The sequence below is a fragment of the Fusobacterium massiliense genome (assembly GCF_900095705.1).
GTDB classification, from domain to species: Bacteria; Fusobacteriota; Fusobacteriia; order Fusobacteriales; family Fusobacteriaceae; genus Fusobacterium; species Fusobacterium massiliense.
The window spans coordinates 679,690-705,123 of sequence record NZ_LT608327.1 but is presented as its reverse complement, the minus strand read 5'-3'; the positions used below and the strand labels follow the sequence as shown (position 1 = coordinate 705,123).

The 25,434-nt window shown below is 25.8% G+C and carries 24 protein-coding genes; 21 read left to right on the top strand and 3 right to left on the bottom strand.

Annotated features, from left to right (window positions below; genetic code table 11):
• The first annotated feature begins 102 nt into the window (after positions 1-102).
• The 10 genes from BQ2505_RS07700 to BQ2505_RS08995 all read left to right on the top strand — a co-directional run bounded on the left by BQ2505_RS07700 (position 103) and on the right by BQ2505_RS08995 (position 8,913).
• Positions 103-996 (top strand): LysR family transcriptional regulator, encoded by an 894-nt coding sequence (locus BQ2505_RS07700; RefSeq protein WP_074017178.1) that lies wholly within the window; start codon positions 103-105, stop codon positions 994-996.
• 143 nt (positions 997-1,139) lie between these two features.
• Positions 1,140-1,706 carry a flavodoxin gene (locus BQ2505_RS07695; protein WP_202613311.1) on the top strand — a complete coding sequence of 189 codons (567 nt, stop codon included), beginning with the start codon at positions 1,140-1,142 and terminating at the stop codon, positions 1,704-1,706.
• 36 nt (positions 1,707-1,742) lie between these two features.
• Positions 1,743-3,416 carry a carboxylesterase/lipase family protein gene (locus tag BQ2505_RS07690; protein WP_074017177.1) on the top strand — a complete coding sequence of 558 codons (1,674 nt, stop codon included), beginning with the start codon at positions 1,743-1,745 and terminating at the stop codon, positions 3,414-3,416.
• 87 nt (positions 3,417-3,503) lie between these two features.
• Entirely contained in the window at positions 3,504-4,406 is a 903-nt protein-coding gene (locus BQ2505_RS07685; protein WP_083232335.1) for an alpha/beta hydrolase, read from the top strand.
• Positions 4,407-4,413: 7 nt separating this feature from the next.
• Positions 4,414-4,716: a carboxylesterase family protein gene (locus BQ2505_RS07680; protein WP_074017175.1), complete on the top strand. Its 303-nt coding sequence runs from the start codon at positions 4,414-4,416 to the stop codon at positions 4,714-4,716.
• A 19-nt stretch (positions 4,717-4,735) separates the two neighbouring features.
• Positions 4,736-5,731: an alpha/beta hydrolase gene (locus BQ2505_RS07675; RefSeq protein WP_074017174.1), complete on the top strand. Its 996-nt coding sequence runs from the start codon at positions 4,736-4,738 to the stop codon at positions 5,729-5,731.
• A 229-nt stretch (positions 5,732-5,960) separates the two neighbouring features.
• A complete protein-coding gene (locus BQ2505_RS07670) occupies positions 5,961-7,277 on the top strand; it encodes an ATP-binding protein (RefSeq protein WP_074017173.1) in 1,317 nt (438 codons plus the stop codon).
• Positions 7,278-7,298: 21 nt separating this feature from the next.
• Positions 7,299-7,763, top strand: coding sequence for a YbaK/EbsC family protein (locus BQ2505_RS07665; protein WP_074017172.1), 465 nt, complete (start codon positions 7,299-7,301; stop codon positions 7,761-7,763).
• Positions 7,764-7,785: 22 nt separating this feature from the next.
• On the top strand, positions 7,786-8,406 hold the full coding sequence (locus tag BQ2505_RS07660) for a DMT family transporter (protein WP_083232334.1): 621 nt from the start codon (positions 7,786-7,788) through the stop codon (positions 8,404-8,406).
• A gap of 177 nt (positions 8,407-8,583) precedes the next feature.
• Positions 8,584-8,913, top strand: coding sequence for a type I restriction-modification enzyme R subunit C-terminal domain-containing protein (locus BQ2505_RS08995; protein ID WP_074017171.1), 330 nt, complete (start codon positions 8,584-8,586; stop codon positions 8,911-8,913).
• Positions 8,914-9,032: 119 nt separating this feature from the next.
• Here the strand turns inward: BQ2505_RS08995 and BQ2505_RS07650 are convergent, their stop codons facing one another.
• Positions 9,033-11,384 carry an aminotransferase class I/II-fold pyridoxal phosphate-dependent enzyme gene (locus tag BQ2505_RS07650; RefSeq protein WP_074017170.1) on the bottom strand — a complete coding sequence of 784 codons (2,352 nt, stop codon included), beginning with the start codon at positions 11,382-11,384 and terminating at the stop codon, positions 9,033-9,035.
• Positions 11,385-11,708: 324 nt separating this feature from the next.
• Between BQ2505_RS07650 and BQ2505_RS07645 the strand changes: the two genes are divergently transcribed.
• The 6 genes from BQ2505_RS07645 (at position 11,709) to BQ2505_RS07620 (ending at position 17,251) form a co-directional block, all read left to right on the top strand.
• Positions 11,709-12,593 (top strand): LysR family transcriptional regulator, encoded by an 885-nt coding sequence (locus BQ2505_RS07645; RefSeq protein ID WP_074017169.1) that lies wholly within the window; start codon positions 11,709-11,711, stop codon positions 12,591-12,593.
• Between the two features lie 43 nt (positions 12,594-12,636).
• Positions 12,637-13,221: a D-sedoheptulose 7-phosphate isomerase gene (gene gmhA / locus BQ2505_RS07640; protein WP_074017168.1), complete on the top strand. Its 585-nt coding sequence runs from the start codon at positions 12,637-12,639 to the stop codon at positions 13,219-13,221.
• Positions 13,222-13,445: 224 nt separating this feature from the next.
• Positions 13,446-14,591, top strand: a complete 1,146-nt coding sequence (locus BQ2505_RS07635) for an aminotransferase class I/II-fold pyridoxal phosphate-dependent enzyme (RefSeq protein ID WP_074017167.1) — start codon at positions 13,446-13,448, stop codon at positions 14,589-14,591.
• Complete coding sequence (locus BQ2505_RS07630) at positions 14,584-15,192, top strand: pimeloyl-ACP methyl esterase BioG family protein (RefSeq protein ID WP_074017166.1); 609 nt, start codon at positions 14,584-14,586, stop codon at positions 15,190-15,192. Before BQ2505_RS07635 ends, BQ2505_RS07630 begins: the two co-directional genes overlap by 8 nt.
• Positions 15,182-15,853, top strand: coding sequence for a methyltransferase domain-containing protein (locus BQ2505_RS07625; RefSeq protein ID WP_074017165.1), 672 nt, complete (start codon positions 15,182-15,184; stop codon positions 15,851-15,853). Before BQ2505_RS07630 ends, BQ2505_RS07625 begins: the two co-directional genes overlap by 11 nt.
• A 24-nt stretch (positions 15,854-15,877) precedes the next feature.
• Positions 15,878-17,251: a glycogen synthase gene (locus BQ2505_RS07620; protein WP_074017164.1), complete on the top strand. Its 1,374-nt coding sequence runs from the start codon at positions 15,878-15,880 to the stop codon at positions 17,249-17,251.
• A gap of 322 nt (positions 17,252-17,573) precedes the next feature.
• On the opposite strand, the gene BQ2505_RS07615 is transcribed toward BQ2505_RS07620, so the two are convergent.
• Together BQ2505_RS07615 and cls are read right to left on the bottom strand one after the other, a co-directional pair.
• Positions 17,574-18,494 carry a homoserine kinase gene (locus BQ2505_RS07615; protein WP_074017163.1) on the bottom strand — a complete coding sequence of 307 codons (921 nt, stop codon included), beginning with the start codon at positions 18,492-18,494 and terminating at the stop codon, positions 17,574-17,576.
• 13 nt (positions 18,495-18,507) lie between these two features.
• Positions 18,508-19,953 (bottom strand): cardiolipin synthase, encoded by a 1,446-nt coding sequence (gene cls, locus BQ2505_RS07610; protein ID WP_074017162.1) that lies wholly within the window; start codon positions 19,951-19,953, stop codon positions 18,508-18,510.
• A gap of 151 nt (positions 19,954-20,104) precedes the next feature.
• On the opposite strand from cls, the gene BQ2505_RS07605 reads away from it, so the two are divergent.
• From BQ2505_RS07605 to hisS, 5 genes are all read left to right on the top strand, one after another.
• Positions 20,105-20,923, top strand: coding sequence for an SIR2 family protein (locus BQ2505_RS07605; protein ID WP_074017161.1), 819 nt, complete (start codon positions 20,105-20,107; stop codon positions 20,921-20,923).
• Positions 20,924-21,321: 398 nt separating this feature from the next.
• Entirely contained in the window at positions 21,322-21,963 is a 642-nt protein-coding gene (locus BQ2505_RS07600) for a hypothetical protein (protein WP_083232332.1), read from the top strand.
• An 18-nt stretch (positions 21,964-21,981) separates the two neighbouring features.
• Positions 21,982-22,761, top strand: coding sequence for a nucleotidyltransferase family protein (locus BQ2505_RS07595; protein WP_074017159.1), 780 nt, complete (start codon positions 21,982-21,984; stop codon positions 22,759-22,761).
• A 194-nt stretch (positions 22,762-22,955) separates the two neighbouring features.
• The gene (locus tag BQ2505_RS07590) at positions 22,956-24,176 is read left to right on the top strand and encodes a replication-associated recombination protein A (protein WP_074017158.1); all 1,221 of its coding nucleotides are present in this window, start codon (positions 22,956-22,958) and stop codon (positions 24,174-24,176) included.
• A gap of 12 nt (positions 24,177-24,188) precedes the next feature.
• Complete coding sequence (gene hisS / locus BQ2505_RS07585) at positions 24,189-25,433, top strand: histidine--tRNA ligase (protein ID WP_074017157.1); 1,245 nt, start codon at positions 24,189-24,191, stop codon at positions 25,431-25,433.
• Position 25,434 lies beyond the last annotated feature (1 nt).

Below are 25,434 nucleotides of genomic sequence, written 5' to 3'. Positions count from 1 at the left end.
TTTTTAATGTTAAAAATTTTAATAATACTCTTAACATTATATTTTATTTATAATAAAATAAAGTAATTATTTTATGATTAGAAAAAGGATCAGTGAAATAAAATGTATAATTTACAACTTAATACTTTTTTAAAAGTTGCTGATAGTGGAAGTTTTACAAGGGCAGCAGAAATCCTATATATCAGCCCAACTGCAATTATAAAACAAATAAATATTCTTGAAGACAGAATAGGAATAAAACTTTTTATAAGAACACATAGAGGATTAAAACTTACTGAAGCTGGTAAATCTTTTTATAAAGATTCTAAACAGATTATTAAATTTTCAAAAATTGCTATTGAAAAGGCTCAAAACATACAAAAAAAAATACAAAATACTATAAGAGTTGGGACTTCACCAATGACACCTGAAACTTCTATAATAGATTTATGGGCAAACCTTAAAATTAAAGAAGAAAATTTAAAACTGCAATTAATTCCTTTTGAAAATACTCCTGAAAATGCAAAAGAGATTTTAGGGAATTTTGGAGAAAAAATAGATATAGTTGCAGGAATATATGATAATAAAATGTTGAAAAAAGCAGGATGTTCTGCATTTTATTTAGAAACTATAAAATTGTCTTGTGCTATTCCTTTAAATCATAAATTAATAAATAAGAATATTCTAAATATAGAAGATTTTTATGGAGAAAATATAATGTTATTAAATAGGGGAAACTTTTTAGTTATGGATAATTTGAGAGATGAAATTGAAAAAAATCATTCTCAAATTAATATTGTAGATTTTGATTTTTTCAATTTAGATGTATTCAATCAAGCTGAGAACACTAATAGTATTTTAATAGGTATGAATAAACAATTTGTAATACATCCATTATTAAAAAATGTTGAAGTTAATTGGAATTTTAAAACTCCATATGGAATTTTACATTCACCTAATCCAAGTAAAAATGTAGAGAATTTTTTAAATGCAATTACAAAAATAATAAAAAAATAAAAAGAATCTATTGAGAAATAAATTCTTTTTTTGTATGAACTAAAAGTTTATACTTACTAACTAATACAGACTTCTGTTAAACTAATATTCTTGTTATACTGAGTTAAGAAAAAAATAAAATAATTTTATAAGGAGGAATAATTATGATGAAAAAATTAATATTAAGTATAGCAATTTTATTAGGATTTGGAATATCTGGAAATAATGCTTTTGCAACAAATAATAAAAAGACATTGGTAGTATATTATTCAGATACAGGAACAACAGAAGGAGTTGCTAAAATTATAGCAAAAGAAACTAATGGTGATTTAGTTAAATTAGAACCTAAAATTCCTTATACAGAAGCAGATTTAAATTGGAGAGATAAAAATAGTAGAGTAGTAAAAGAACACGAAAATCTTGATAAAGTACATGTTGAATTAAAAAATGCTAAGATAAAGAATTTTGATACTTATGATACTGTTTTTATAGGTTATCCTATCTGGTGGAGTGAAGCCGCTTGGGTGGTAGATGAGTTTGTTGAAAAAAATGATTTTACAGGAAAGAGAGTAATAGCATTTGCTACGTCAATATCAACAGGATCAGGAGAAAGTAGTAAAAGATTAGAAAAATTAGCAGGTACTGGTAGATGGCTTTTAGGTAAAAGATTTTCAAGTAGTTATAGTGAAAGAGAAGTTTTAAGTTGGCTTAAAAATTTTAACATAAAATAATAAATTGAATAATAGATTAAAAGGAGTTGTTGAAAAATGAAAAAAATGTTATTAGTAGCTTTATTTTTATTACAAATTGGAACTGGAAATTTATTATTTTCTGAAACAAATGAAAATAAAAATGTAGTTAAAAAAATTGAAAATACTGTAAATCAAAATACTAATACAATAGCTACAACAGAAAGTGGAAAAATACAAGGATTTATTCAAGATGAAATATATACTTACTTAGGTGTACCTTATGCAAGAGCCGAAAGATTTATGGCACCTAAAAAAGTAGAAAAATGGAATGGTATTAAACAAACTGTAACTTTTGGAACATATTTTTCACAAGGTGAGAGTATGGTTTCAAGTGGAGGTTGGTTTACAGGACCTAAATTAGAGATGAGTGAAAATTCTCATAACTTAAATATATGGACTCCTGGTATAAAAGATGGAAAGAAAAGACCAGTAATGGTATGGTTACATGGAGGTGGTTTTAGTAGCGGTTCATCTGCTGAAAATTATATTTTTGATGGAAAAAATTTAAGTAAAAAAGGAGATGTAGTAGTAGTTTCTGTAAATCATAGATTAAATTCACTAGGTTTCTTAGATTTATCAGCTTATGGAGAAAAATATAAAAATTCTGCCAATGCTGGAATTATGGATTTAGTTGCTTCTCTTGAATGGATAAGAGATAACATAGAAGAATTTGGAGGAGATCCTAATAATGTAACTATATTTGGAGAGTCAGGAGGAGGAGCAAAAGTTTTAACTCTTATGGCAACACCAGCTGCAAAAGGTTTATTCCACAAAGCTATATCTGAAAGTGGAGCAGTAGAAAAAATGGGAATGACACTTTTACCAGAAAAAGCTACTAGAAGAGTTGCAGAATTAACTTTAGAAAATTTAGGATTAAATGCTTCAAATATTGATGAAATTCAAAAAATACCTTATGAAAAACTTATGGAAGCAACAAATAAAGCATTATCAAAAACTGCTGAAGAACAAGGTTATAAAAATGTTTTAACAGGACAACCAGGACTTGGCTGGGCACCTAAATTGGATAGCTATATTCCTGTAGAACCTGTTGGAGAAAAATATTCAGAACAATCAAGAGATATTCCTTTATTGATAGGTACTAACTTAACTGAATGGGAAACAATGCCATTTGTACTATCAAATAATAAAGTTGAAAATAAAAATAAGATGACTAATACAGAATTAAGAAAAAAAATGGAAGAAAAATATGGTGATAGAGCAGAAGCAATAGCAAAAGAATTTAAAAAGGCTTACCCTAATAGAAAAGAAACAGATGCACTTTATGTTGAAAGCTTATTAAGAAAACAAACATTTAAAACAACTAGATTGAAAGCAGAGCAAAATGGAGCTCCTGTATATAGTTATATTTTTGCTTGGGATAATCCAATGGTTGAGGGTATGGCAATGTCTTTCCACACAGCAGAAATTCCATTTGTATTTAATAATATAGATAAGATTGAAGGACTTATAAAAGGTAGAGAAAAAGAAGCTTATAAATTAGCAGATAAAGTAAGTCAAGCTTGGATAAATTTTGCAAGAACAGGAAATCCTAATGTGAAAGGCTTACCAAAATGGTTACCATATAATACTAAAAACGGAGCAGTTATGATTTTTGATGATAAGTCAGAAGTTAAATATAAACATGATGAGGAGTTAATGAAATTATTAGCACCTGACTATAATTTCTAAAATATTATAAGAAGGCTGAGTATATTAATTTTAATTATTATTAACTTTTTCTATATAAAAAGTATAGAAGCAAGTGTTGGAGAAAAAATGTTAAACAAAGAATACTTAAATAAAGATAGTACAATAAAAGACCTTTTAACTTATCCAAGTATAAAAGAGTTTTCAAAATTTATTTTACCTCTTGAAAATGGTTACAATCCAAACTCAAAATTAAAAGATATAGCTTATTTATTACCATATCATAATAATATAAATACTGATACAACTTTGAAGAGTATTAATTATATAATTGATAGAAGTGAAAAGGGTGAAGAGATATTCTATAAAATTTATACCGATAAAGAAATAAAAGAAGATAAGAGCAAAGCAAATACAGGAATATTTTTCTTTAAAGGAAATAAAAATGCACCTTTTGCTATAATCAATGCGGGTGGAGGCTTTTCCTATGTTGGTTCTATACATGAGGGTTTTCCTTATGCAATAGAATTAAATAAAAGAGGTTATAATGCTTTTGTTTTACAATATAGAGTTGAAGATGGTTATAGGGCAACTCAGGACCTAGCAAGAGCAATATCATATATAATTGAAAATAAAGATTTATTTGAAGTTAATATAAATAATTACTCTTTATGGGGAAGTTCAGCAGGAGCTAGGATGGTTGCAGCAATTGGCTCAAGAGGTTTAGTTCCTTTTGGAGAAAAAAATTATACTAAACCCAATACAATAGTTATGCTTTACACAGGATTAGCTAGTTTTACACTAAATGATCCTCCTACATTTATGGCAGTTGGCGACAGAGATAGAATTGCTAATCCAAGAGTTGTTGAAAATAGATTTAATGAAATGAAAAAAGCAGGCTTAAAAGTAGAATTTCATAAATATAAAAATGTAGAGCATGGCTTTGGATTAGGCATTGGAACTTCAGCAGAAAATTGGATAGATAGTGCTATAAAATTTTGGGAAAAGCAAAGTGTAAGATATGAAAAGTGACTAACTTATGGTTGAGGGTATGGCAATGTCTTTCCACACAGCAGAAATTCCATTTGTATTTAATAATATAGATAAGATTGAAGGACTTATAAAAGGTAGAGAAAAAGAAGCTTATAAATTAGCAGATAAAGTAAGTCAAGCTTGGATAAATTTTGCAAGAATAGGAAATCCTAATGTGAAAGGCTTACCAAAGTGGTTACCATATAATACTAAAAATGGAGCAGTTATGATTTTTGATGATAAGTCAGAAGTTAAATATAAACATGATGAGGAGTTAATGAAATTATTAGCAACTGACTATAATTTTTAAAATATTAGGAGGTATTGTAATGACAGTAAATTATAGAAATAATCCTTTTACCTTTGTATATGATGGAGCAATTACAAAAAATGAAAAAGGAAAAGTAAATGTAGAAACAGTAAGTTATAAGATTAATGGAATAGATATTGTAGCTAATGTATACAAACCTGCAAATTATATTTCAAATGGTAAATTTCCAGCAATAGTGGTAGCACATCCAAATGGTGGAGTTAAAGAACAAGTTGCAGGGTTATATGCACAAAAATTAGCAGAACAAGGATATGTTACAATAGCTTTTGATGCTGCTTATCAAGGAGCAAGTGGAGGAAAACCTCGTTATGTAGATAAACCTGCAAATCGTATGGAAGATATAAGAGCTGCAGCTGATTTCATAACTCAATATCCTGGTGTAGATAAAAATAGATTAGGTTTATTAGGAATTTGTGGTGGAGGTGGCTACTCAATAAAAGTAGCACAAACAGATAAAAGATTTAAAACTGTAGCGACTGTAAGTATGTTTAATACAGGTGATGTTAGACGTAATGGATATAATCGTACACAAATGGATACTATACAAGCTCGTTTAAAAGATGCTTCAGATGCAAGAGCACAAGAAGCAGCAGGTGGAGAAGTTAGATACACACCAGCTTTTGCAGATGGAATGACAAAAGAAGAAATAGCAGCATTACCATTTGAACTATATAGAGAAGGTTATGAATATTATGGAGTAACTCATAAACATCCAAATTCTCAAACTAATAATACAGTTAGTAGCTTATTAGATTTAATGTCTTTTGATGTTAATACTAATGTAGATTTAATAAATCAGCCATTATTAATGATAGCTGGTGATAAAGCTGATAGTTTATATATGACAGAAGAAGTTTTTAAAAATGCAACTGGAACAAATAATAAAGAATTATTTTTAGTAAAAGGTGCAACTCATATTCAAACATATTGGAAACCAGAATATGTAAAACAAATAAGTGAAAGATTAACTCAATTCTATAATAAGAATTTATAAAAAATTAAGAAGTTTATAATTTAGTTATTAATAAAAATAAAGTGTAAGATAACTATTATAAACTTCTTTTAATTAAAGTAAATGAAATATATAATCAATAATATATCATTTTTTATAAAAATTTAATATTAATACTAAAAACTTTTTAAAATTTTATTTTTTTAGTATCAATACTAAAAACTTTTAAAATATTGAATTTTATGTTATACTTTGTATAGAGGTGAAATTCATGTTAAAAAAAGAAAGTGAATTAAAAAATCGTAGTCACTACTTAGAAAAACTAATTGAATTCAAAGATACTGATTTTATTAAAATTATCACTGGTATTCGCCGTTGTGGAAAATCAAGTCTAATAAAATTAATGATAAAACATCTTTTAGATAATGGTATAGAAAAAAATCAAATTATACAAATAAATTTTGAATCAATGGAGTTCAAAAGAATGACTGTTGAAGATCTATATAATTATGTTAAAAGTAATTTACCTAAAGATAAAAAAGCTTGTTTGTTTTTTGATGAAATTCAAAAAATTCCAGAATGGCAAGATGCTATAAATTCATTTAGAGTTGATTTTGAATGTGATATCTATATAACTGGTTCTAATGCTTTTTTACTATCAAGTGAGTATGCAACTTACTTAGCAGGAAGAAGTATTGAGATTAAAGTTTATCCTTTATCTTTTATTGAATTTATTGACTTTCATGGATATAAAATTATTGAAAAGAAAAGTCTAACTGGAGGGATAAGTAGAAAAGTTGAAAATGAAAATGGTGAAGTATATGAAATAAAAGAACTTTTTGATGCTTATATCACTTTTGGTGGTATGCCTAGTCTTACAGAACTTCCTTTAGAAATAGATAAGGCTCTAACTATTCTTGATGGAATTTATTCAAGTGTAGTAATAAGAGATATCTTAGAGCGTGAAAAACAAAAAGATAGAAGACAGGTAACTGATTCAAGTCTACTAAGAAAAATTATAATGTTTTTAGCAGATAACATTGGAAATAATACTTCTATTAATTCCATTTCTAATGTTTTGTTAAATGAAAAATTAATTGAAACTAAACCTGCTGTTCAAACGGTACAGTCTTATGTGGCAACTCTTCTTGAAGCATATGTTTTTTATGAAATAAAAAGATTTGACATCAAAGGTAAAGAATTTTTAAAAACTTTAGGAAAATATTATATAGTAGACATTGGACTAAGAAATTATCTATTAGGATTTAGAAATAGAGACATAGGACATATTATTGAAAATATAGTATATTTTGAATTATTACGTCGTGGATATGATGTGGCAATAGGTAAAATTGGAGATAATGAAATAGATTTCATTGCTACAAATGCAAATACAAAAATCTACATACAAGTAACTGAAAATATTGCTAGCTCTAGCACAAGAGAAAGAGAGTTAGCTCCATTCTATAAAATTCAAGATAACTTTGAAAAAATAATAATCACTAATGATGAAAGCTATCTAGGAGTACATGATGGAATTAAAATCATAAGATTAGTAGATTTTCTACTTGATGAAAATATATTATAGTATGACTTAGGAGGAATAAAAATGTCAATAGAAGCAGTTAGAAAACATTTAGAAAAATATGGTTTAGATAGCAAAATAAGAGAATTTACAGAGTCTACGGCAACAGTTGAAGAAGCAGCCAAAGTTAATTCATGTGAACCTGCTAGAATAGCTAAATCTTTATCGTTTATAATAAATGATGTTCCGACTATTATAGTTGTTGCAGGAGATGCAAAAATTAATAATCAAAAGTTTAAAGCTAAATTTAAAACTAAGGCTAAAATGATAGCAGGTAGTGATGTTGAAAAGTTAATAGGTCATCCTATTGGTGGGGTTTGTCCTTTTGGTATTAAGGATAATGTTAAAGTTTATCTTGATGAATCAATGAAAAGATTTGAAACTATGCTACCAGCTTGTGGAACTCCAAACAGTGCTATTGAACTTACTTTAGAAGAACTTGAAAAAGCTTCAAATTACATTGAATGGATAGATGTATGTCAAATATAAAAAATTTTAAAGAGGTGTGAGAATGCAAGAAAATTATAAATATAATATTTACATGTTTGTTGTCACTATCTTTTTTGGAATGACTTATGTATTAACTAAAATATGTTTAAATTATACAAAAGAATTTCATATAATAAGTTTTAGATTTTTAATAGCATTCGTAGTTTCATTAGTCTTTTTATATAAAAAGATATTTCCAATAAAAAGAAAAGTATTTTTTTATTCTCTTTTTTTGGGAGCATTATTGTTTCTAATTTTTGTTACAATGACTATTGGAGTAAAATATACTACTGCAACCAATGCAAGCTTTTTAATAAGTTTATCAGTTATTCTTATCCCTTTTTTTTCTTGGTTTCTTAATAAAGAAAGACCTAAGAAAAGTATTTTTATTGTTCTTATTATTTCACTTATTGGAATTATACTATTAACATTAGATAAAAATTTAAAATTTCATATTGGAGATATCCTTTGTCTAATTTGTACTTCTCTTTTTACATTTCATATAATATTGACTGAAAGAATCGTAAAAAATAATAACCCAACAGCTCTAGGAGTATTACAATTTGCTTGGGTATCTCTATTTTCTTTTTTTATTCAATATCCAATAGAAAATTTTGTAATTCCAAAAAATAAAACTTTCTGATTAACTCTAAAGCGAAATTTCAAAAATACTTAGATAAAAATAAGGAACTGCTTTCTATAAAGAAATTAAGAAACAATATAGAGCTAGATAATGAAGATTTAAAAGAACTAAAACAATTTCTATATAGTAATGAGGAAGTTAATCTTGAAGTTTTAAAGAACGAAAATAATTCAGAAATTGAAAAAAATATCTAGTCTTTATGGAGAAAATGAAGGTTTTGGAATCTTTATTCGTTCACTTATTGGTTTAGATAGAGAAGCTATTAATAAAGAATTTTCTGAATTTTTAAATAAGGAAAAATTTAACTCTAACCAAATTGAATTAATTAATTTAATAATTGAAAACATAGTGAAATATGGTGCTTATTCTAAAAGTGAAATTCCTAAACTTTCAAATGATATTTTAGGGAAATCAATTGATAATATTTTTACAGATAGGAATGATTTAGAAAAAATTGTTGATATTGTAAATAAGATAAATTCTAATGTGCCTAAAATTCATATTTAAAATTTAAAAATAAATAACAAAAAAATAGTCTCTGACATCCGTATTAGTTTGAAGAACATGTATTTATTGAGTTCATAGAACTCACACGGCTGTCAAGAGACTTTATAATTTTATAAATTTTAATAATCAGGGTTAGTCATATATTGAACTATTTCATCAACAAGTTCAGCAGTTTTTCCATTAATATCGTTTAATGGGTTAAATTCTGTTATATCAGCAGATGTTACAGAATAATTTTTAAATGCAAACTTTAATGATTTAAACATTTCGTCGTAAGTCATACCGTTTCTAACAGGCATACTAACACCCGGAGCAATTTCAGGGTCAAAAACATTCATATCTATACTGATATGAAGATTGTCAACTTTTAGATAATCTTTAATTTCATCTAAAACATTATCTATTCCTTTTCTTAAAATTTCATCATAATAAACAATTTTTACTCCAGTTTTTTCTATAATTTCTCTTTCTTCTATTTCAACTTCTCTAGCACCAAAAATAACAATATTTCTACTATCAATTTTAGCTCCTTCATAGAAACAGTTGATAAGTTCTCTATCTCCTAGACCTTGAACTAAAGCAAGAGGCATTCCATGGATATTTCCAGTTAATGTACTTTCAGGAGTATTCATATCTCCATGAGCACTTACCCATAATACACCAATTTCTTTTTCAAGAGAAACACCAGCAATACTTCCTAAAGATATAGAGTGGTCTCCTCCGATAAGTATAGGTCTATATCCATCGATAACAGCTTCGTTAACTCTTTTAGCAATTTTTTCACAAGTATTTAAAATAGTATTTTTGAATTTTAATTTTTTATCATTAAAATCTTCTTTTTGTCTTTCAACTGAAATTAATTCCATTTCATCAAAAGTATCTGGGTAAGATTGAAGAAGTTCATCAGGACCAAACTCAGTACCAGTTTTATTGGCCCCAAGATTTGTTTGAACTCCAATTAAAATGTTTTTCATTTTTTCTGTATATAAATAAATAGCATCTTCTTCTTCAATAACATTAATATATTTTAGTTCAGGATCTTCCATTCCTTGAATATGTAAGTCTGCTTCTTTTAATTCTTCAATATGATCAATAACTTCTTGAGTGATTCTTTCCCCTGCAATAATTATTGGGATACCAGGAGGATAAGCCATTATCATTTCACCAGAGATTTTTCCCACACTTTCTTTGAATAAAACTTTATTTTTTTCACTATAAAATGCTTCTCTTGGCATTTGTACTAATTCAGGAGTTTCTGGTAATTTTATAAAATTCTTTTCTAAAGTTTTTCCTTTACCAAAATATCTTTTGCTAATATCTTTTAGTGCATCAAGAAGTCTATTAATGCTTTCTTCAGAATCTCCAATAGTTACAAGTCCTAAAGTGTTATAGTAATCAGAAAGTTCCATTTGAATATTATAATCATCAACAAGTAAAGTTTCTAATTCTCCACCTTTTAGTCCTAATTCTTTGGCAGAAATAGTAATTTTTGTTGGGTCAAAAGCAAAGAAACCGTCCTTTCCAATAAGTTCTTCTCCAAAACAATATATTCCAGGTATTCTATTAGCTTCTCTTCTAAAATATCTAGCTAGTTCAATAGTTTTTGTAAGTAATTCTCTACCTTGAGTAGCAATTTGTCTTCTTGCACAATCAAGAGATGCCATTAAAGGATATGAAGGAGAAGTTGTGTGTAATAAGCTTAAAATTTGTTTTACTTTTTCAACATCAACTCTATCTGAATTAACATGTATAAGAGACATTTGAGTCATAGCTCCAAGTATTTTATGAGTACTTTGAGTACAGATATCAGCTCCAGCATCAACGGCTGATACAGGTAAATCTTCATGGAAATGCAAATGTGGTCCATGAGCTTCATCTACAATAAGAGGTATGTCATAGCTATGAACTATATCAGCAATCTTTTTAATATCAGTAGCAACTCCATAATAAGTCGGATTAATTATAAGTACAGCAGCTATATCAGGATCTTGTTTTAGCATGTTCTCTACTGTTTGAGGTTTAACTCCTAAAGCAATTCCTAAATTTTCATCAATTTCAGGGTTCATATAAACTGGTTCAGAACCTGATAATATAATTCCGGCAGAAACAGATTTATGAACATTTCTAGGAACTAAGATTTTTTCTCCAGCTTTAACAACAGACATAATCATAGCTTGGATTGCACCAGAAGTTCCATTGACAGCAAAAAAACTATGTTTAACTCCATAGGCATCTGCAACTAATTCTTGAGCTTCTTTTATACAACTTTTTGGATGATGTAAACCATCTACCATTTTAAAAATTGTTACATCCATTGAAAATGGACCATCTCCCATAAAGTTATAAAATTCTTGATCAACCCCTTTACCTCTTTTGTGTCCTGGAACATGAAAAGGCAAAATGTTTCTTCCAACATATTCATCTTTCAAAACAGTAAATAAAGGTGTTTTATTTTGATCTAATTTTGACATATATCTACCTCCTTTTATATTGTAAAATGTATATAAATTATTGTATTATTTTAAATAAAGTCTCTTGACAGCTGTATGAGTTCTACGAGCTCAATAAATATAGGCTCTTCGAACTAATACGGACGTCAGAGACTAATATTTCTATTTAATTTTATATTTTCCCTATAAATTAAAATACTATGTATTCTATAATTATGATGGATAAAAGTCAAGAAAAATTTATTTAAAATTATATATAAAATTAATATTAAAAATTTATAGAAATTATAAAAAAAATATGTTAAAATTATTAATATACTATATTTAGACTTGGAAGTGATAATTTTGGATTTACATTATTTAGAAATATTTTATGAGGTTGCAAAAGCAAAAAGTTTCACAAAAGCAGCTGAAAAGCTATATATTAATCAATCAGCTGTATCTATTCAAGTAAAAAAGTTTGAAGATATATTAAAAGTAAAATTATTTGATAGAAGTTCAAAAAAAATAAAATTGACTTATGTCGGAGAAAATTTATATAAAATGGCAGAAGAGATTTTTGAAAAAGTAAAAAGAGCTGAAAAAGAAATTTCAAGAGTCATAGAAGTTGATAAAGCTAAGATTTCTATAGGAGCTTCTTCAATAATTGCAGAACCATTATTACCTAGTTTAATGAAAGAATTTTCAATGACCCATCAAGAAATAGAATATAGCATAATAATTTCAAATAAAAATCATCTTTTAAAACTTTTAAAAGAAGGTGAATTAGATGTTATTATAATTGACAGTGAACATATAAACGATACAAATTTAGAGATTATCTTTATAGAAAAAGGCCCTTATGTTTTAGTGAGTTCAAAACAATATGCAAATGTAGAAGATATAGAAAATGATCCTTTAATAACTAGAAGTGCTGTGCCTAATAATAATAAAGTTATAGAAACTATTGAAGATAAATATGGAATTTCTTTTACTTCTAAAATTGATATAGCAGGAAATTTAGAAGTAATTAAAGGAATGGTATATGAAGGAATTGGGAATGTAATTCTTCCTTACTATGCTGTTTATAAAGATATAAAAAAAGGAAATTTAAAAATAATTAGTAAAATTGATGAAGTAAAAGATGGATATGAATTAGTTTACACTAAAGATAAAAAAGATTTATCTCAAATAAAGAAATTTGTAGAATTAGTGAAATCACATAAAATTGTTATGGAATCTCATAGATAAGAATATAAGATTTAAGTATAAGTATGGATAGAGGAGGTAAAATATGAATTTAATTTCTTCATACAAAACAGAATTAGAGTTATTAAAGAAATTTATAGAGGAAGAAGAACAAAGAAAAGAGACAGAAAGGGTTGCAGAAAAATTAGCAGATATTTTCTCAAAAGGGAAAAAAGTTCTTATTTGTGGAAATGGTGGAAGTAATTGTGATGCAATGCATTTTATAGAAGAATTTACAGGAAGATTTAGAAAAGAAAGAAGACCTTTGCCGGCTATCTCTATATCAGACCCATCTCACATCACTTGTGTTGGAAATGATTATGGCTTTGATTATATTTTTTCCAAAGGGGTTGAAGCATACGGACAAGAAGGAGATATGTTTATAGGAATATCTACAAGTGGAAACTCAGGAAATGTTATTAAAGCAGTAGAACAAGCTAAACAACAAGGATTAACTACTGTATCTTTACTTGGAAAAGATGGTGGAAAATTAAAGGGAATGTGTGATTATGAATTTATAATCCCAGGAAAAACATCTGATAGAGTACAAGAAATACACATGATGATACTTCATATTATTATTGAAGGTGTTGAAAGAATAATGTTTCCAGAAAATTATATAAACGAATAAAAAAATGTAGCGAACCGAAATATTATTTGATATAGGTTCGCTATTTTAAAATTTTTTTTATATAGGAAAGTATAAAAATAAATAAAGAAAATTAGTCTCTGACGTCTATATTAGTCCGAAGAGCTTGTGTTCATTGAGCTTGTAGAACTCATACGGCTATCAAGAGACTTTATTTAATAAGAATTAATATTAAATACTTTATTCTTATTGTGAAAGGAATTAAAATGTTAAAGGAAGAAATTTTAAAAGAGTTAGAACAATTTAAATCTGAAAATAGATTTAGAACTATAAAAACTAATGACAAGAATCTTTTTAATTTTTCATCAAACGATTATTTAGGTTTAGCTAACAATAAAGAATTATTGAAAGAATTTTATTCTAATAAGGAAGCGGATTATACTAAATATAAGCTATCGTCATCATCATCAAGATTGATAGATGGTTCTTATCAAACTGTTATGAACTTGGAAAAAAGAGTAGAAGAAATATATAAAAAATCATGCCTTGTTTTTAATTCTGGTTTTGATGCAAACTCTTCTTTGATAGAAACTTTTTTTGATAAAAAATCTTTAATTATAACAGATAGACTAAATCATGCTAGTATTTATGAGGGTTGTGTTAACTCTGGAGCTAAAATTTTAAGATACAATCATTTAGATAACTTTGCTTTAGAAAAGTTACTAGAAAAATATACAAAAGAATATGAAGATATATTGGTAGTGACTGAAACAATTTACAGTATGGACGGGGATTGTGCTAATATAAAAGAAATTGTAAAATTAAAAGAAAAGTATAAATTTTTATTGATGGTAGATGAAGCACATTCTTATGGAGTGAAAGGCTATGGAATAGTTTACAATGAAAAATTAGTAAATGAAGTAGATTTTCTAGTGATACCTTTAGGTAAAGCAGGAGCTTCAATGGGAGCTTATATTATTTGTGATGAGATTTATAAAAAATATATGATTAATAAAAATAGAAAGTTTATTTACTCAACAGCTTTACCACCAGTAAATCATAGTTGGAATTTGTTTATATTAAATAAAATGTTAGATTTTTCTGATAGAATTCAGAAATTAGATGAATTAGTTAGTTATTCCCTAAAAAAAATGAAAGAATTAAAAATAAAAACGGTTTCTGATACTCATATAATAAGTGTAATTATAGGGGATAATTTGAAAACTATAAATCTTTCTGAAAAATTGAAAGAAAAAGGATATTTAGCTTATTCTATAAAAGAACCAACAGTTCCTAAAAATACAGCTAGATTAAGAATTAGTTTAACGGCAGATATGGAAAAAGAAGATTTAGATAAGTTTTTTGTGATTTTAGCTGATGAAATGATGAAAATAGGTGTTATAAATGAGTAAGATATTTTTCTTTAATGGTTGGGGTATGGATAAAAATATTTTAAAACCATTAAAAAACATAGAGGGATATGAAATTATTGAAATAAATTTTCCTTATACAATTGATAAAAGTCAAATAAACACAGATGATATATTAGTTTCTTGGTCTTTTGGAGTTTATTATTTGAATAAATTTTTATCATCAAATAGAGATTTAAAATATAAAAAGTCTATAGCAATAAATGGACTGCCATTAATTATTGGTAAATATGGCATAAATGAAAAAATGTTTAATATGACGTTAAATACATTGTCAGAAGAAAATTTAGAAAAATTTTTGATAAATATGGATATAGACAAAACTTTTAATAAAAGTCAAAAAGAATTTCAAAGTATAAAATATGAATTGGAATATTTTAAAAAAAATTATGTTGAATTAGAAGAAAATTTTATTGATTTTTATTTTATTGGAGTAAAAGATAGAATAATTCCAGCTTTAAAATTAGAAAAATTTTGTAAAGAAAAAAATATAAATTATAAAAATATAGAATGTGGACATTATCCTTTTTCTTATTTTAAAGATATTAGTGATATTGTGGATGGTGAAAAAAATGAAATTTGATAAATATTACAATGTTTATGATAATTACTCAATAGTACAAAAAAAAGTAGCTGAGAATTTATCAAATTTTATAAAAAACTCAGGAATAGAGAATAAAAAGATTGAAACTATATTTGAAATAGGTTGTGGAACAGGAATTTTTACAAAAAAATATATGGAATTATTTAAAGAAAGTAAGATTTTTTTGAATGATATATTTAATACTAAAGAATTTTTTGAAAATTATAGTTACAATGATTTCATTTGTGGTGATATAGAAGAAATAAAAATACCAAGAGTGGATTTAATAGTTTCAAGTTCTGTGTTACAATGGATAAAAGATTTTGAAAAGTTAGTAAAAAAAATAGCTAATTCGAGTAATAATTTTTGTTTTTCTATATATATTACTGGAAATTTAGCAGAGATAAAAAATCATTTTGGAATTTCTTTAGATTACCATGATGTTAATTTTATAAAAGATGTTTTAAAAAAATATTTCTCAAATGTTAATTTTTATGATGAAGAAATGATTCTTGAATTTGATAGTCCTATGTCTTTATTAAAACATCTGAAGTATACTGGAGTAACAGGCTTTCAAAAAGTTAATTCTGTTTCTAAAATTAGAAGTTTTAAAGATAAAAAACTAACTTATAAAGTTGCATATTTTGTATGTGATAAATAAACTTAGAAATTATAGGAGGGAAAAATGAAAATTCTATTTGCAGCAAGTGAAGCATATCCTTTAATAAAAACTGGTGGTTTAGGAGATGTAGCTTATTCATTACCAAAAGCATTAAAAAATGAAAAAATAGATGTAAGAATTATTTTGCCTAAGTATAGTAAAATTCAAAATAAATATTTTGAAAATGCAAAACATTTAGGTCATAAAGAAATTTGGGTTGCACATCACAATGAATATGTTGGAATAGAAGAAATAGAATATGGAGGAAATATCTATTATTTAGTAGATAATGAGAGATATTTTAAAAGAGATAATATTTATGGTGAATATGATGATTGTGAAAGATTTTTATTTTTTGCAAAAGCTATAGTTGAAACTATGGATATAACAGGGTTTAAACCAGATATAATCCATTGTAATGATTGGCAAACAGGTCTAGTTCCAATATATTTAAAAGAAAGAAATATTTTTGATATAAAAACTATATTTACTATTCATAATTTAAGATTTCAAGGTCTTTTCTATAATGATGTAATAGAAAAATTATTAGAAATAAATAGAGATAATTATTTTCACGATGATGGAATAAAATATTATGATATGATTTCGTTTTTAAAAGCTGGGGTTGTATATTCGAATTATATTACCACAGTTAGTGAAAGCTATGCAAATGAAATTAAAACAGTTGAATATGGAGAAGGTATTCATGGATTATTTGAGAAATATAGTTATAAATTGCAAGGTGTAGTTAATGGAATAGATAAAGAATCTTATCCTTTGACAAAAAAAAGTCATAAAACTTTAAAACACGAATTACAAGAAAAATTAGGTTTAAATTTAGAAGAAAATACACCTATTATTTCAATAATTTCAAGACTTGATAGACAAAAGGGAATAGATTTCATAGTTGAAAGATTCGATGAAATTTTAAGTTTGGGAGTTCAATTTGTTCTACTTGGAAGTGGAGAAAAACATTATGAAAATTTCTTTAGAGAAAAAGAACATGCTTATCCAGGAAGAGTTTGCTCATATATAGGTTTTAATCAAGAACTATCTATTGATGTTTATGCAGGTTCTGATATCTTTTTAATGCCATCAGTGTTTGAACCTTGTGGTTTATCTCAAATGTTAGCAATGAGATATGGGTCTATTCCACTTGTAAGAGAAACTGGAGGGTTGAAAGATACTGTTATACCTTACAATGAATATACAGAAGAGGGAGATGGATTTGGATTTAAACAGCTAAATTCAGCTGATATGTTAAACAGTTTGAAATATGCTATTGAAATTTATCATAAGCCTGAAAAATGGCAAAAAATTATAAAAAATGCCAAGAAAAAAGATAATTCTTGGAATAAGTCAGCAAAGAAATATATAGAAATTTACAAAAAAATATAATGATATGTTTGAAATACTTCATTATTATAGCTCCTGATAGCCGTATGAGTTCTACGAGCTCAATAAACACAGGCTCTTCGAACTAATACGGACATCGGGGCTATCTTTTGGATAATTTAAAAATAAGTGAGTTATTTTTCCAGATTTTAGATTAAAAATCAAATAGAGTGAGCCGAACAAATCTTGGCGTGTCTGAGCTAACTTGTTAGCAAGTTAGCGAGTTTTGCCAAATTTGTAGCGAACTCTTGATTTTTAATCGTTAAGAAATCTGGTTATAACGAACTATTTTTAAATCAACAAATTAAAATTTGTAGTAATATTTTTATATTAATTTTATCAAATCTAAATAGGATTTTTTTTCAATATTTACGGCAGTATCGTAAGATTTTTCTACTTTTTCTTTATATGCTCTTAAAAGAACAAAAGTTAAAGCTACTTTTTTACAAGCTAAATCCATATTTTTTAATTCTTCTTTAGTGATTTTTCTAAATTGAGAGTAATTATTAAAGAAATCTCTAATTAACTCTAATTCTTCAAATTTATCAAATGCAAATATTTTAATCCAAAAATTTATAACTATTGCCAAATCTATAATAAAAGGAGCATAGTAACTTTCGTTAAAATCTATAATAGCATTTATTTTATTGTTTTCCATAAGTACATTATCTGGAAAAATATCAGAGTGAATTATTCCTGATGGTAAATCAGAAAAGTTTATATTTTCAATTTTTTTAGCTTCTTCTAAAATAAGATTTTTATTTTCAAAGTTTATATTAGCTTCTTTAATTTTTTTATAGTAAAAGTCAAAATTAATTCTAGTACTTCTGTTAAAATCTTCTGCTTTTATATTTGCAGTAAATCCATGAAATTTTCCCAAATATCTTCCTATTTCCCTTATTAAAAATTGATTCGTTTTTTTAATGCTTTCTCCATTAATATACTCAAAAAGAGAAAATTTTTTATTATTTAAAACAGAAATATATTCTTCTTTTTTATTTTTAATTGCAGTAGAAACTGGGATAATATTTTTTAATTTTTCTAATAAGATAAGCTCTTGTTCATCTTCTTTATAGTCTCTAGTTTCTTCAAAGATTCTAAGAACATATTTTTTGTTATCTGTAAAAATATAAAAATTGGAATTAAGGATACCACTATTTATATTTTCAATTTTTTTTATTGAAATAGAATATATATCTTCAATAAATTCTTTTTCAAAATTAGTTAAATTATTGTAAACGCTCATTTTTCTCCTATTCTTATAGTAAAGGTGAGAGCAATCTAAAAACAGATTCTCTTACTTTTATAAAGATATCTCTTTTTTTAAATTTTTTTAAAGTTATTTTTTGAGAATAAGAAATATCTCTATAGAATTGATTTTTAAACTCAGTTGCAATCTCTTTATTATATATATTTATATTTATTTCAAAATTAAGGTAAAAACTTCTATAATCAAAATTACAAGTTCCAACAGAAATAACTTCATCATCTACACTTAAAGTTTTAGAGTGAATAAAGCCATTTTCATACCTATAAATATTTGCTCCTAATCTTAATAATTCTCCGGCATAAAATTGATTTACCCAATAAATAAATGGATGGTCAGCTTTAGATGGTATCATTATTTTTACATCAATACCAGATATTATTGCTGTTTTTAATGTATCTAGTAACAGATCATCTGGTACAAAATAGGGTGTTTGAATTAAAATTGTTTTTTTAGCTTCCTGTATAAGTTTAATAAAATTATCTCTTATAACTGGAAATTCGTAATTAGGGCCACAACTAACAACTTGTAGGGAAGTCCTATTTTTCTTTATACTAGAACTAAGAGCTTTATTAGAAATTTTACCTAAATTTTCATTACTAACAAGTTTATTTTGTACAATACTTAAAGAAAAGTAAAATTCTTTTTCTAAAGAATAAACTATGTCTCCACAAACTTTTACAGAAGTATCTCTCCAAAAACCAATTTTACTTTCACCAAGATATTCGTCTCCAATATTCATTCCACCAATAAAAGCTATCTCATTGTCTATTATTGTGATTTTTCTATGATCTCTATAATTTATTCTTAGATTAAAAAAAGGAATATAGGTCTTAAAGAATAAAGATAAATTTATTCCTGTATTTTTTAAATATTTTTTTAATTTAGAGTTATGTGAATTAACTCCATCAATAATAATATTTATTTTAACCCCTTCTTTATCTTTTTCAATTAGTAAATCTATAATTTCTTTGCCTATTTTATCTAATTTGAAAATATAATACTCCATATTGATAGTGTTTTTAGCATTCTGTATAGATTTTTTCAGTTCTGTAAAAAAATCTTTGCCCTCAAAAAATGTTTGAATTGAATTATCAATACTTATATAATTTTGAGAACTCATCTCTAAGTATGTTATTAAACTTTTCCAACGATTAAGTTCGGAATAATCATTTTTTATTTCTTTTCTACTTTTTAATTTTTTTAAGTTATATATTTTGTTAGCAACTCTCCTTTTTTTGAAACTTATTCCAAGAAAAAGAAAAATAAAAAACCCTATATATGGAGCTAATATAAGTAAAAATATCCATAAAATTGTATACAAAGGATTTTTTCTTTCTATTAGAATAATAATTATAATAAAAGCTAGATTAGCAATCCAAATATAGTCAAAAAAATATTGAACTATAGATAAAATTATATTTTGAATATCATACATAAAAAACACCTAATTTCTTAAAAATATTCTAATTAGATTATAATAACATTTTTTCAAAAATTTTCAAAAATTTTTTTAAATAAAGTAGCTTAAAATTGATAATTATGTTAAAATTAAAATGAGTAATTGTATTTTTTTTAGGAGGATAGAGATGTCACAAAATCAAGAAAAAGAAATAAAAAAATTTAATCTTTTTATTGGTGATGAATTTTCAAAAATAATATCAGCACCATCTATAAATGATATAAAGAAATCATTGTGTTCGACTATTGATAAAGATTTTGTAATAATTAATAATAATTTATCTCTGCCTGAATTAGTGCAAAAATTTTTAGATGCAGTATTGTACGATAAAAGTGAGATAGTTGAAAAAGTAAATAAAATATTTACAGGAAAAACAAAGTATGATTTAGGCTTCTATAAAGAAATATTTGAAAATAAAATTTTTTCATCTATAATAAGTACAAATTATGATTGTGTTTTAGAAGATAATTTTTCAGAATATATAAAAAAGAGTACACCTTTCAAAATTTCTGATGATGAGTCTTCAAAAATGCCATTCTATAAAATTTTTGGAGACTACAAGACAGTAGATAAGTTTGTAATATCGACACAAGACTTAAAGAGAATAAAGGCATTAAGTTTTTATAAAGAGTTCTGGAATAAAATAAAAAGTGAATTACAAGAAAGGCCAACTATATTTTTAGGTCTTAATTTAAAAGATAAACATTTAGTTGATTTATTAAATTTCATTTTAAATAATACTTATTCTAAAAAAACAAAGTTTTACTTTTATTCTGATACTGAAACATATAAAATTTTTAACAATGAAGAGCATATAGACAATTTTTTAAAGAAATATTCTTTTGAGATAATAAGAGGAGAAGATGCTGAATTTTTATCAAGGATAAATTCTATATTTTTTAAAGAAGACACCAAGGCTGGTGATGCCGATCAGAACTATGCCTGAATTTTGAGGATAAACAAAATCCTCAAGAACAAGATAATGAAATTAAAACAAATGAAGAAAATATAGAAATTGAAAAAGAAGATAGTAAAATTATAAAAATTTTTGAATCAAAAGTAGAAAAAAAAGAAGAAATAGTTGAAAATATCTCTACTGAAGAAAATAAAAACTTAGAAGAAATAAATGAAATAGGAAAAAATAATGAAGATGTTCCGGTAGAAACTAGAAATATAACTGTTGATATTTTAGAGGAAGACTTTGTTGAAACTAATTCAGAAATTAGATATAAAACATTATTTCTAAATAAATTTCCTATTCAATTTAAAAATTTCTCAAAACTACTAAAGCCAATAAAAATAAAATCGTTAGGAGTAACTAATGTTGATTTTGGTTTTGAAGTAATGGAAGCTGTAACAGTTAAAATTATAGAATATACAAGATTTAAGATTGTTGAATTTAGAAAAAGAGATTTTAAATTTGGTATTGGGATAACACACGAAGACACATATCCTTTAAGTGCTAATGGTATGTTTGAATACGAAATATATGCAAATACTAAGAATAATAGACTAAGAACTATAATAGATACATTTATAAATATTTTTAATGGTACTACAATAAAATTTTATTTTTCTGAAGATAAGTATGAGCTTAATTTTTCTAATGGTATAGAAAGTTTAAAGTTTGGTTTGTTGAAAGATATTTTAAAGTCTTATGAAAACGTTGTAGAAGAATTAAAGTTGTACAAGTATAAAAATTTATCTGGTTTAGAAAATCAATTTTATGATGTAGAAATTATGTATAAATCTTTAAAAAATAAAGAAGAAGATAGTTGGATAAATGGAAAAATTAAAACTAGAAAGGATTTAAAAGTTGGAGATATCCTTACTTTGAGAAAAGTCTATAAAATGAATTTTTCAAAGCAGTCTTTTGATGTAGAAGAATTGATAGAATTGAATAATCCATTGACTGAAGCAAATTTTAAAGATGGCTATGTGGATATAAATAAAAGAAGAGTAAAATTAAGATATAATAAAATATAAAAATGAGGAGGACTTACAGTGGATAAGTTGAATAAAGAAAAGTTTTTTAAAGACTTTTCTATTGATGAAGACTATTTTTTATCTACTGACTTGAATTGGGATGATTTAGTTTTGATATATGAAGACTATGTTAAACTTGTTCCTTTGTTGGAAAAGGAAGCTGAGCATATTGTGTCAAAACTAATAGATATACCCGCTGTTCACTCAGTTAGAAGAAGAGTTAAGAAAGCAACTCATTTAATTGAAAAAATAATTAGAAAAGGTAAGAAGTATAAGGATAGAAATATAAGTGTAGATAATTATAAAGAGATAGTTACAGATTTAATTGGAATTAGAGTTTTACATCTTTTTAAAGATGATTGGCAAAGTATTCATCATGAAATTTTAAATCTTTGGGATACGAAAGAAACTCCTCAAGTAAATATTAGGAGAGGAGATTATAATATTGAACAACTTAGAGAAAGTATAAAAGACATTGATTGTGAAATAATTATAAGAGAACATGGATATCGTTCTGTACATTATCTTGTTGGAATAGATCTTACAAAACTTATAAATATTTCTGTTGAAATTCAAGTTAGGACAGTTTTTGAAGAAGCTTGGAGTGAGATAGACCATATCATGAGATATCCTTATGATGTAGATAATCCGATTATAACAGAATATTTAGCTATATTTAATCGTATAGTTGGATCAGCAGATGAGATGGGGACTTTTTTAAAAAAAGTAAAAACAAACTTTGGCTCTAATAAAGGAATTGAAGAAGTTCAAAGAGAACTTGATATGAAATTTAAGTAAAAATTGAATAGCAAATAAAGTCCCTTGACAGACGTATGAGGTTTTAAATTCAAAAAATACTTTTTGAAATAATACGGACGTCAGGGATTAATTTTTACTGTTTAAATCTATGCTTTCCTAATGATTAAATTATAAATATTCTATTATTGTTAAATTTATGTTAAAATATAAAATAAAAGATTTGGGGAATTGTTATGAATTTATTTCAAGGAAATTATAAAAATGTAGAACCACTTGCATATAAATTGAGACCAAAAACTTTAGATGATTTTGTAGGTCAAGAAAAATTGTTAGGAAAAGATGGGATTATAAGAAAATTAATTTTAAATTCAACTTTATCTAACTCTATTTTTTATGGACCACCTGGTTGTGGAAAAAGTAGTCTGGGTCAAATCATTTCAAATACACTTGATTGTAATTTTGAAAAATTGAATGCTACGACTGCAAGTATTAGTGATATAAGGGAAATTGTAGAAAAAGCAAGAAAAAATATTGAGTTATATGGGAAAAGGACTATACTTTTTTTAGATGAAATACATAGATTTAATAAAACTCAACAAGACGCTTTATTATCTTATACTGAAGATGGGACTTTAACTTTAATTGGTGCTACAACAGAAAATCCCTACTACAATATTAATAATGCTCTTTTATCAAGAGTTATGATATTTGAATTTAAAGAGTTATCTCATAAAGATATAGATAAAATAATAAAAAAAGCTTCTGATTATTTAAAAATAGAAGTCCCAGATAAAATAAGAGAAATTATTACTGACATTTCTCAAGGTGATTCGAGAATAGCTTTAAATTATGTTGAAATGTATAATAATATTTATTCTCAAATGACAGAAGCTGAAATTTATAATATTTTTAAAGAAAGACAACTTTCTTTTGATAAAAAGCAAGATAAATATGATATGATTTCAGCTTTTATAAAATCCGTTAGAGGCAGTGATCCTGATGCTGCTGTTTATTGGCTAGGGAGATTACTTGATGGTGGTGAAGATCCAAGATATATAGCAAGAAGATTATTTATTGAAGCGAGTGAAGATATAGGAATGGCAAATTCAGAAGCATTACTTATTGCAAATGCAGCAATGAATGCTTGTGAGAGAATAGGTATGCCAGAAGTTAGAATAATTTTATCTCATGCAACGATTTATCTTGCAATATCTTCAAAATCAAACTCTGTTTACAATGCTATAAATACAGTATTGAAAGACATAAAAGATGGAAATGTACAAGAAGTTCCAATAAATATTTGTCATGATAATGTTGGATATAAATATCCACATGACTATCCAGATAATTTTATAAAACAAAAATATATGAATAAAAAGAAAAAATACTATATCCCAGGAAATAATAAAAATGAAAAAAAGATAGCAGAGAAATTGAATAAAATTTGGGAATAAATAGGAGGACTTATGCAACTGATAAAGGCAGTTAGAGGAACAAAAGATATAATAGGGGAAGATGCAAAAAAATATATGTATATTTCTAATACGGTTCAAAATTTGTTTGAAAATTATGGATATAACTTTGCAAAAACTCCAATTTTTGAAGAAACAGATTTGTTTAAAAGAGGAATAGGTGAAGCAACTGATGTTGTTGAAAAAGAAATGTATACTTTTAAAGATAGAGGAGATAGATCTTTAACATTAAGACCGGAAAATACAGCATCTATGGTTAGATGTTATTTAGAAAATTCTTTATATGCAAAAGAAGATGTTAGTAGATTTTATTATATAGGATCTATGTTCAGATACGAAAGACCTCAAGCTGGAAGACAAAGAGAGTTTAACCAAATAGGAGTGGAAGTTTTTGGGGAAAAATCTCCTATACTTGATGCAGAAGTCATAGCGATGGGATATAACTTATTAAAACAATTGGGAATAACAGATTTAGAAGTTAAAATAAATTCTGTAGGTTCAAAGGAATCTCGTACTATATATAGAGAAAAGTTAATTGAACATTTTCAAAGTCATATAGATGATATGTGTGGAGATTGTAAAGATAGAATTAATAGAAATCCGTTAAGACTTTTAGATTGTAAAGTTGATAGTGGAAAGGATTACTATAAGTCAGCTCCTAGTATAATTGATTATTTATTTGAAGATGAAAGAAAACATTATGAAGAAGTAAAAAAATACCTAACAATTTTTGGAGTAAAATTTACAGAAGATCCAACTCTTGTTAGAGGACTTGATTATTATTCAAGTACAGTTTTTGAAATTGTTACAAATAAATTAGGATCACAAGGAACTGTTTTAGGGGGAGGAAGATATGATAATCTTCTAAAAGAATTAGGAGATAAGGATATTCCAGCTGTAGGTTTTGCTGCTGGAGTTGAAAGAGTAATGATGTTACTTGAAGATTATCCTAAAAATAATCCAGATGTTTATGTTGCTTGGCTTGGAGAAAATACTATAGAACAGGCTATGAATATTACAGAAAATTTGAGAAAAAATAATTTAAAGGTTCATATAGATTTTTCTTCTAAAGGAATGAAGGCACATATGAAAAAAGCAGATAGACTATCAGTTAGATACTGTGTAATAATAGGAGAAGATGAACTTAATAAAGGTGTAGTTTTAATAAAAGACTTTTTAACTAGAGAACAAAAAGAAATTGCTTTTGAAAATATTATAAAAGAAATAAAAGGAGAGTAAG

Bases quoted from the DNA above. Each gene is read 5' to 3' on its own strand.
- cls (WP_074017162.1), bottom strand. From the start codon at position 19,953: ATGTATGATATTCAAAATATAATTTTATCTATAGTTCAATATTTTTTT.
- BQ2505_RS07650 (WP_074017170.1), bottom strand. From the start codon at position 11,384: ATGTCAAAATTAGATCAAAATAAAACACCTTTATTTACTGTTTTGAAA.
- BQ2505_RS07630 (WP_074017166.1), top strand. From the start codon at position 14,584: ATGAGTAAGATATTTTTCTTTAATGGTTGGGGTATGGATAAAAATATT.
- BQ2505_RS07590 (WP_074017158.1), top strand. From the start codon at position 22,956: ATGAATTTATTTCAAGGAAATTATAAAAATGTAGAACCACTTGCATAT.
- BQ2505_RS07615 (WP_074017163.1), bottom strand. From the start codon at position 18,494: ATGAGCGTTTACAATAATTTAACTAATTTTGAAAAAGAATTTATTGAA.
- gmhA (WP_074017168.1), top strand. From the start codon at position 12,637: ATGAATTTAATTTCTTCATACAAAACAGAATTAGAGTTATTAAAGAAA.
- BQ2505_RS07700 (WP_074017178.1), top strand. From the start codon at position 103: ATGTATAATTTACAACTTAATACTTTTTTAAAAGTTGCTGATAGTGGA.
- BQ2505_RS07635 (WP_074017167.1), top strand. From the start codon at position 13,446: ATGTTAAAGGAAGAAATTTTAAAAGAGTTAGAACAATTTAAATCTGAA.
- BQ2505_RS07600 (WP_083232332.1), top strand. From the start codon at position 21,322: ATGGAAGCTGTAACAGTTAAAATTATAGAATATACAAGATTTAAGATT.
- BQ2505_RS07690 (WP_074017177.1), top strand. From the start codon at position 1,743: ATGAAAAAAATGTTATTAGTAGCTTTATTTTTATTACAAATTGGAACT.
- BQ2505_RS07675 (WP_074017174.1), top strand. From the start codon at position 4,736: ATGACAGTAAATTATAGAAATAATCCTTTTACCTTTGTATATGATGGA.
- BQ2505_RS07695 (WP_202613311.1), top strand. From the start codon at position 1,140: ATGATGAAAAAATTAATATTAAGTATAGCAATTTTATTAGGATTTGGA.
- BQ2505_RS07685 (WP_083232335.1), top strand. From the start codon at position 3,504: ATGTTAAACAAAGAATACTTAAATAAAGATAGTACAATAAAAGACCTT.
- BQ2505_RS07660 (WP_083232334.1), top strand. From the start codon at position 7,786: ATGCAAGAAAATTATAAATATAATATTTACATGTTTGTTGTCACTATC.
- BQ2505_RS07625 (WP_074017165.1), top strand. From the start codon at position 15,182: ATGAAATTTGATAAATATTACAATGTTTATGATAATTACTCAATAGTA.
- BQ2505_RS07620 (WP_074017164.1), top strand. From the start codon at position 15,878: ATGAAAATTCTATTTGCAGCAAGTGAAGCATATCCTTTAATAAAAACT.
- BQ2505_RS07680 (WP_074017175.1), top strand. From the start codon at position 4,414: ATGGTTGAGGGTATGGCAATGTCTTTCCACACAGCAGAAATTCCATTT.
- BQ2505_RS07605 (WP_074017161.1), top strand. From the start codon at position 20,105: ATGTCACAAAATCAAGAAAAAGAAATAAAAAAATTTAATCTTTTTATT.
- hisS (WP_074017157.1), top strand. From the start codon at position 24,189: ATGCAACTGATAAAGGCAGTTAGAGGAACAAAAGATATAATAGGGGAA.
- BQ2505_RS07665 (WP_074017172.1), top strand. From the start codon at position 7,299: ATGTCAATAGAAGCAGTTAGAAAACATTTAGAAAAATATGGTTTAGAT.
- BQ2505_RS07670 (WP_074017173.1), top strand. From the start codon at position 5,961: ATGTTAAAAAAAGAAAGTGAATTAAAAAATCGTAGTCACTACTTAGAA.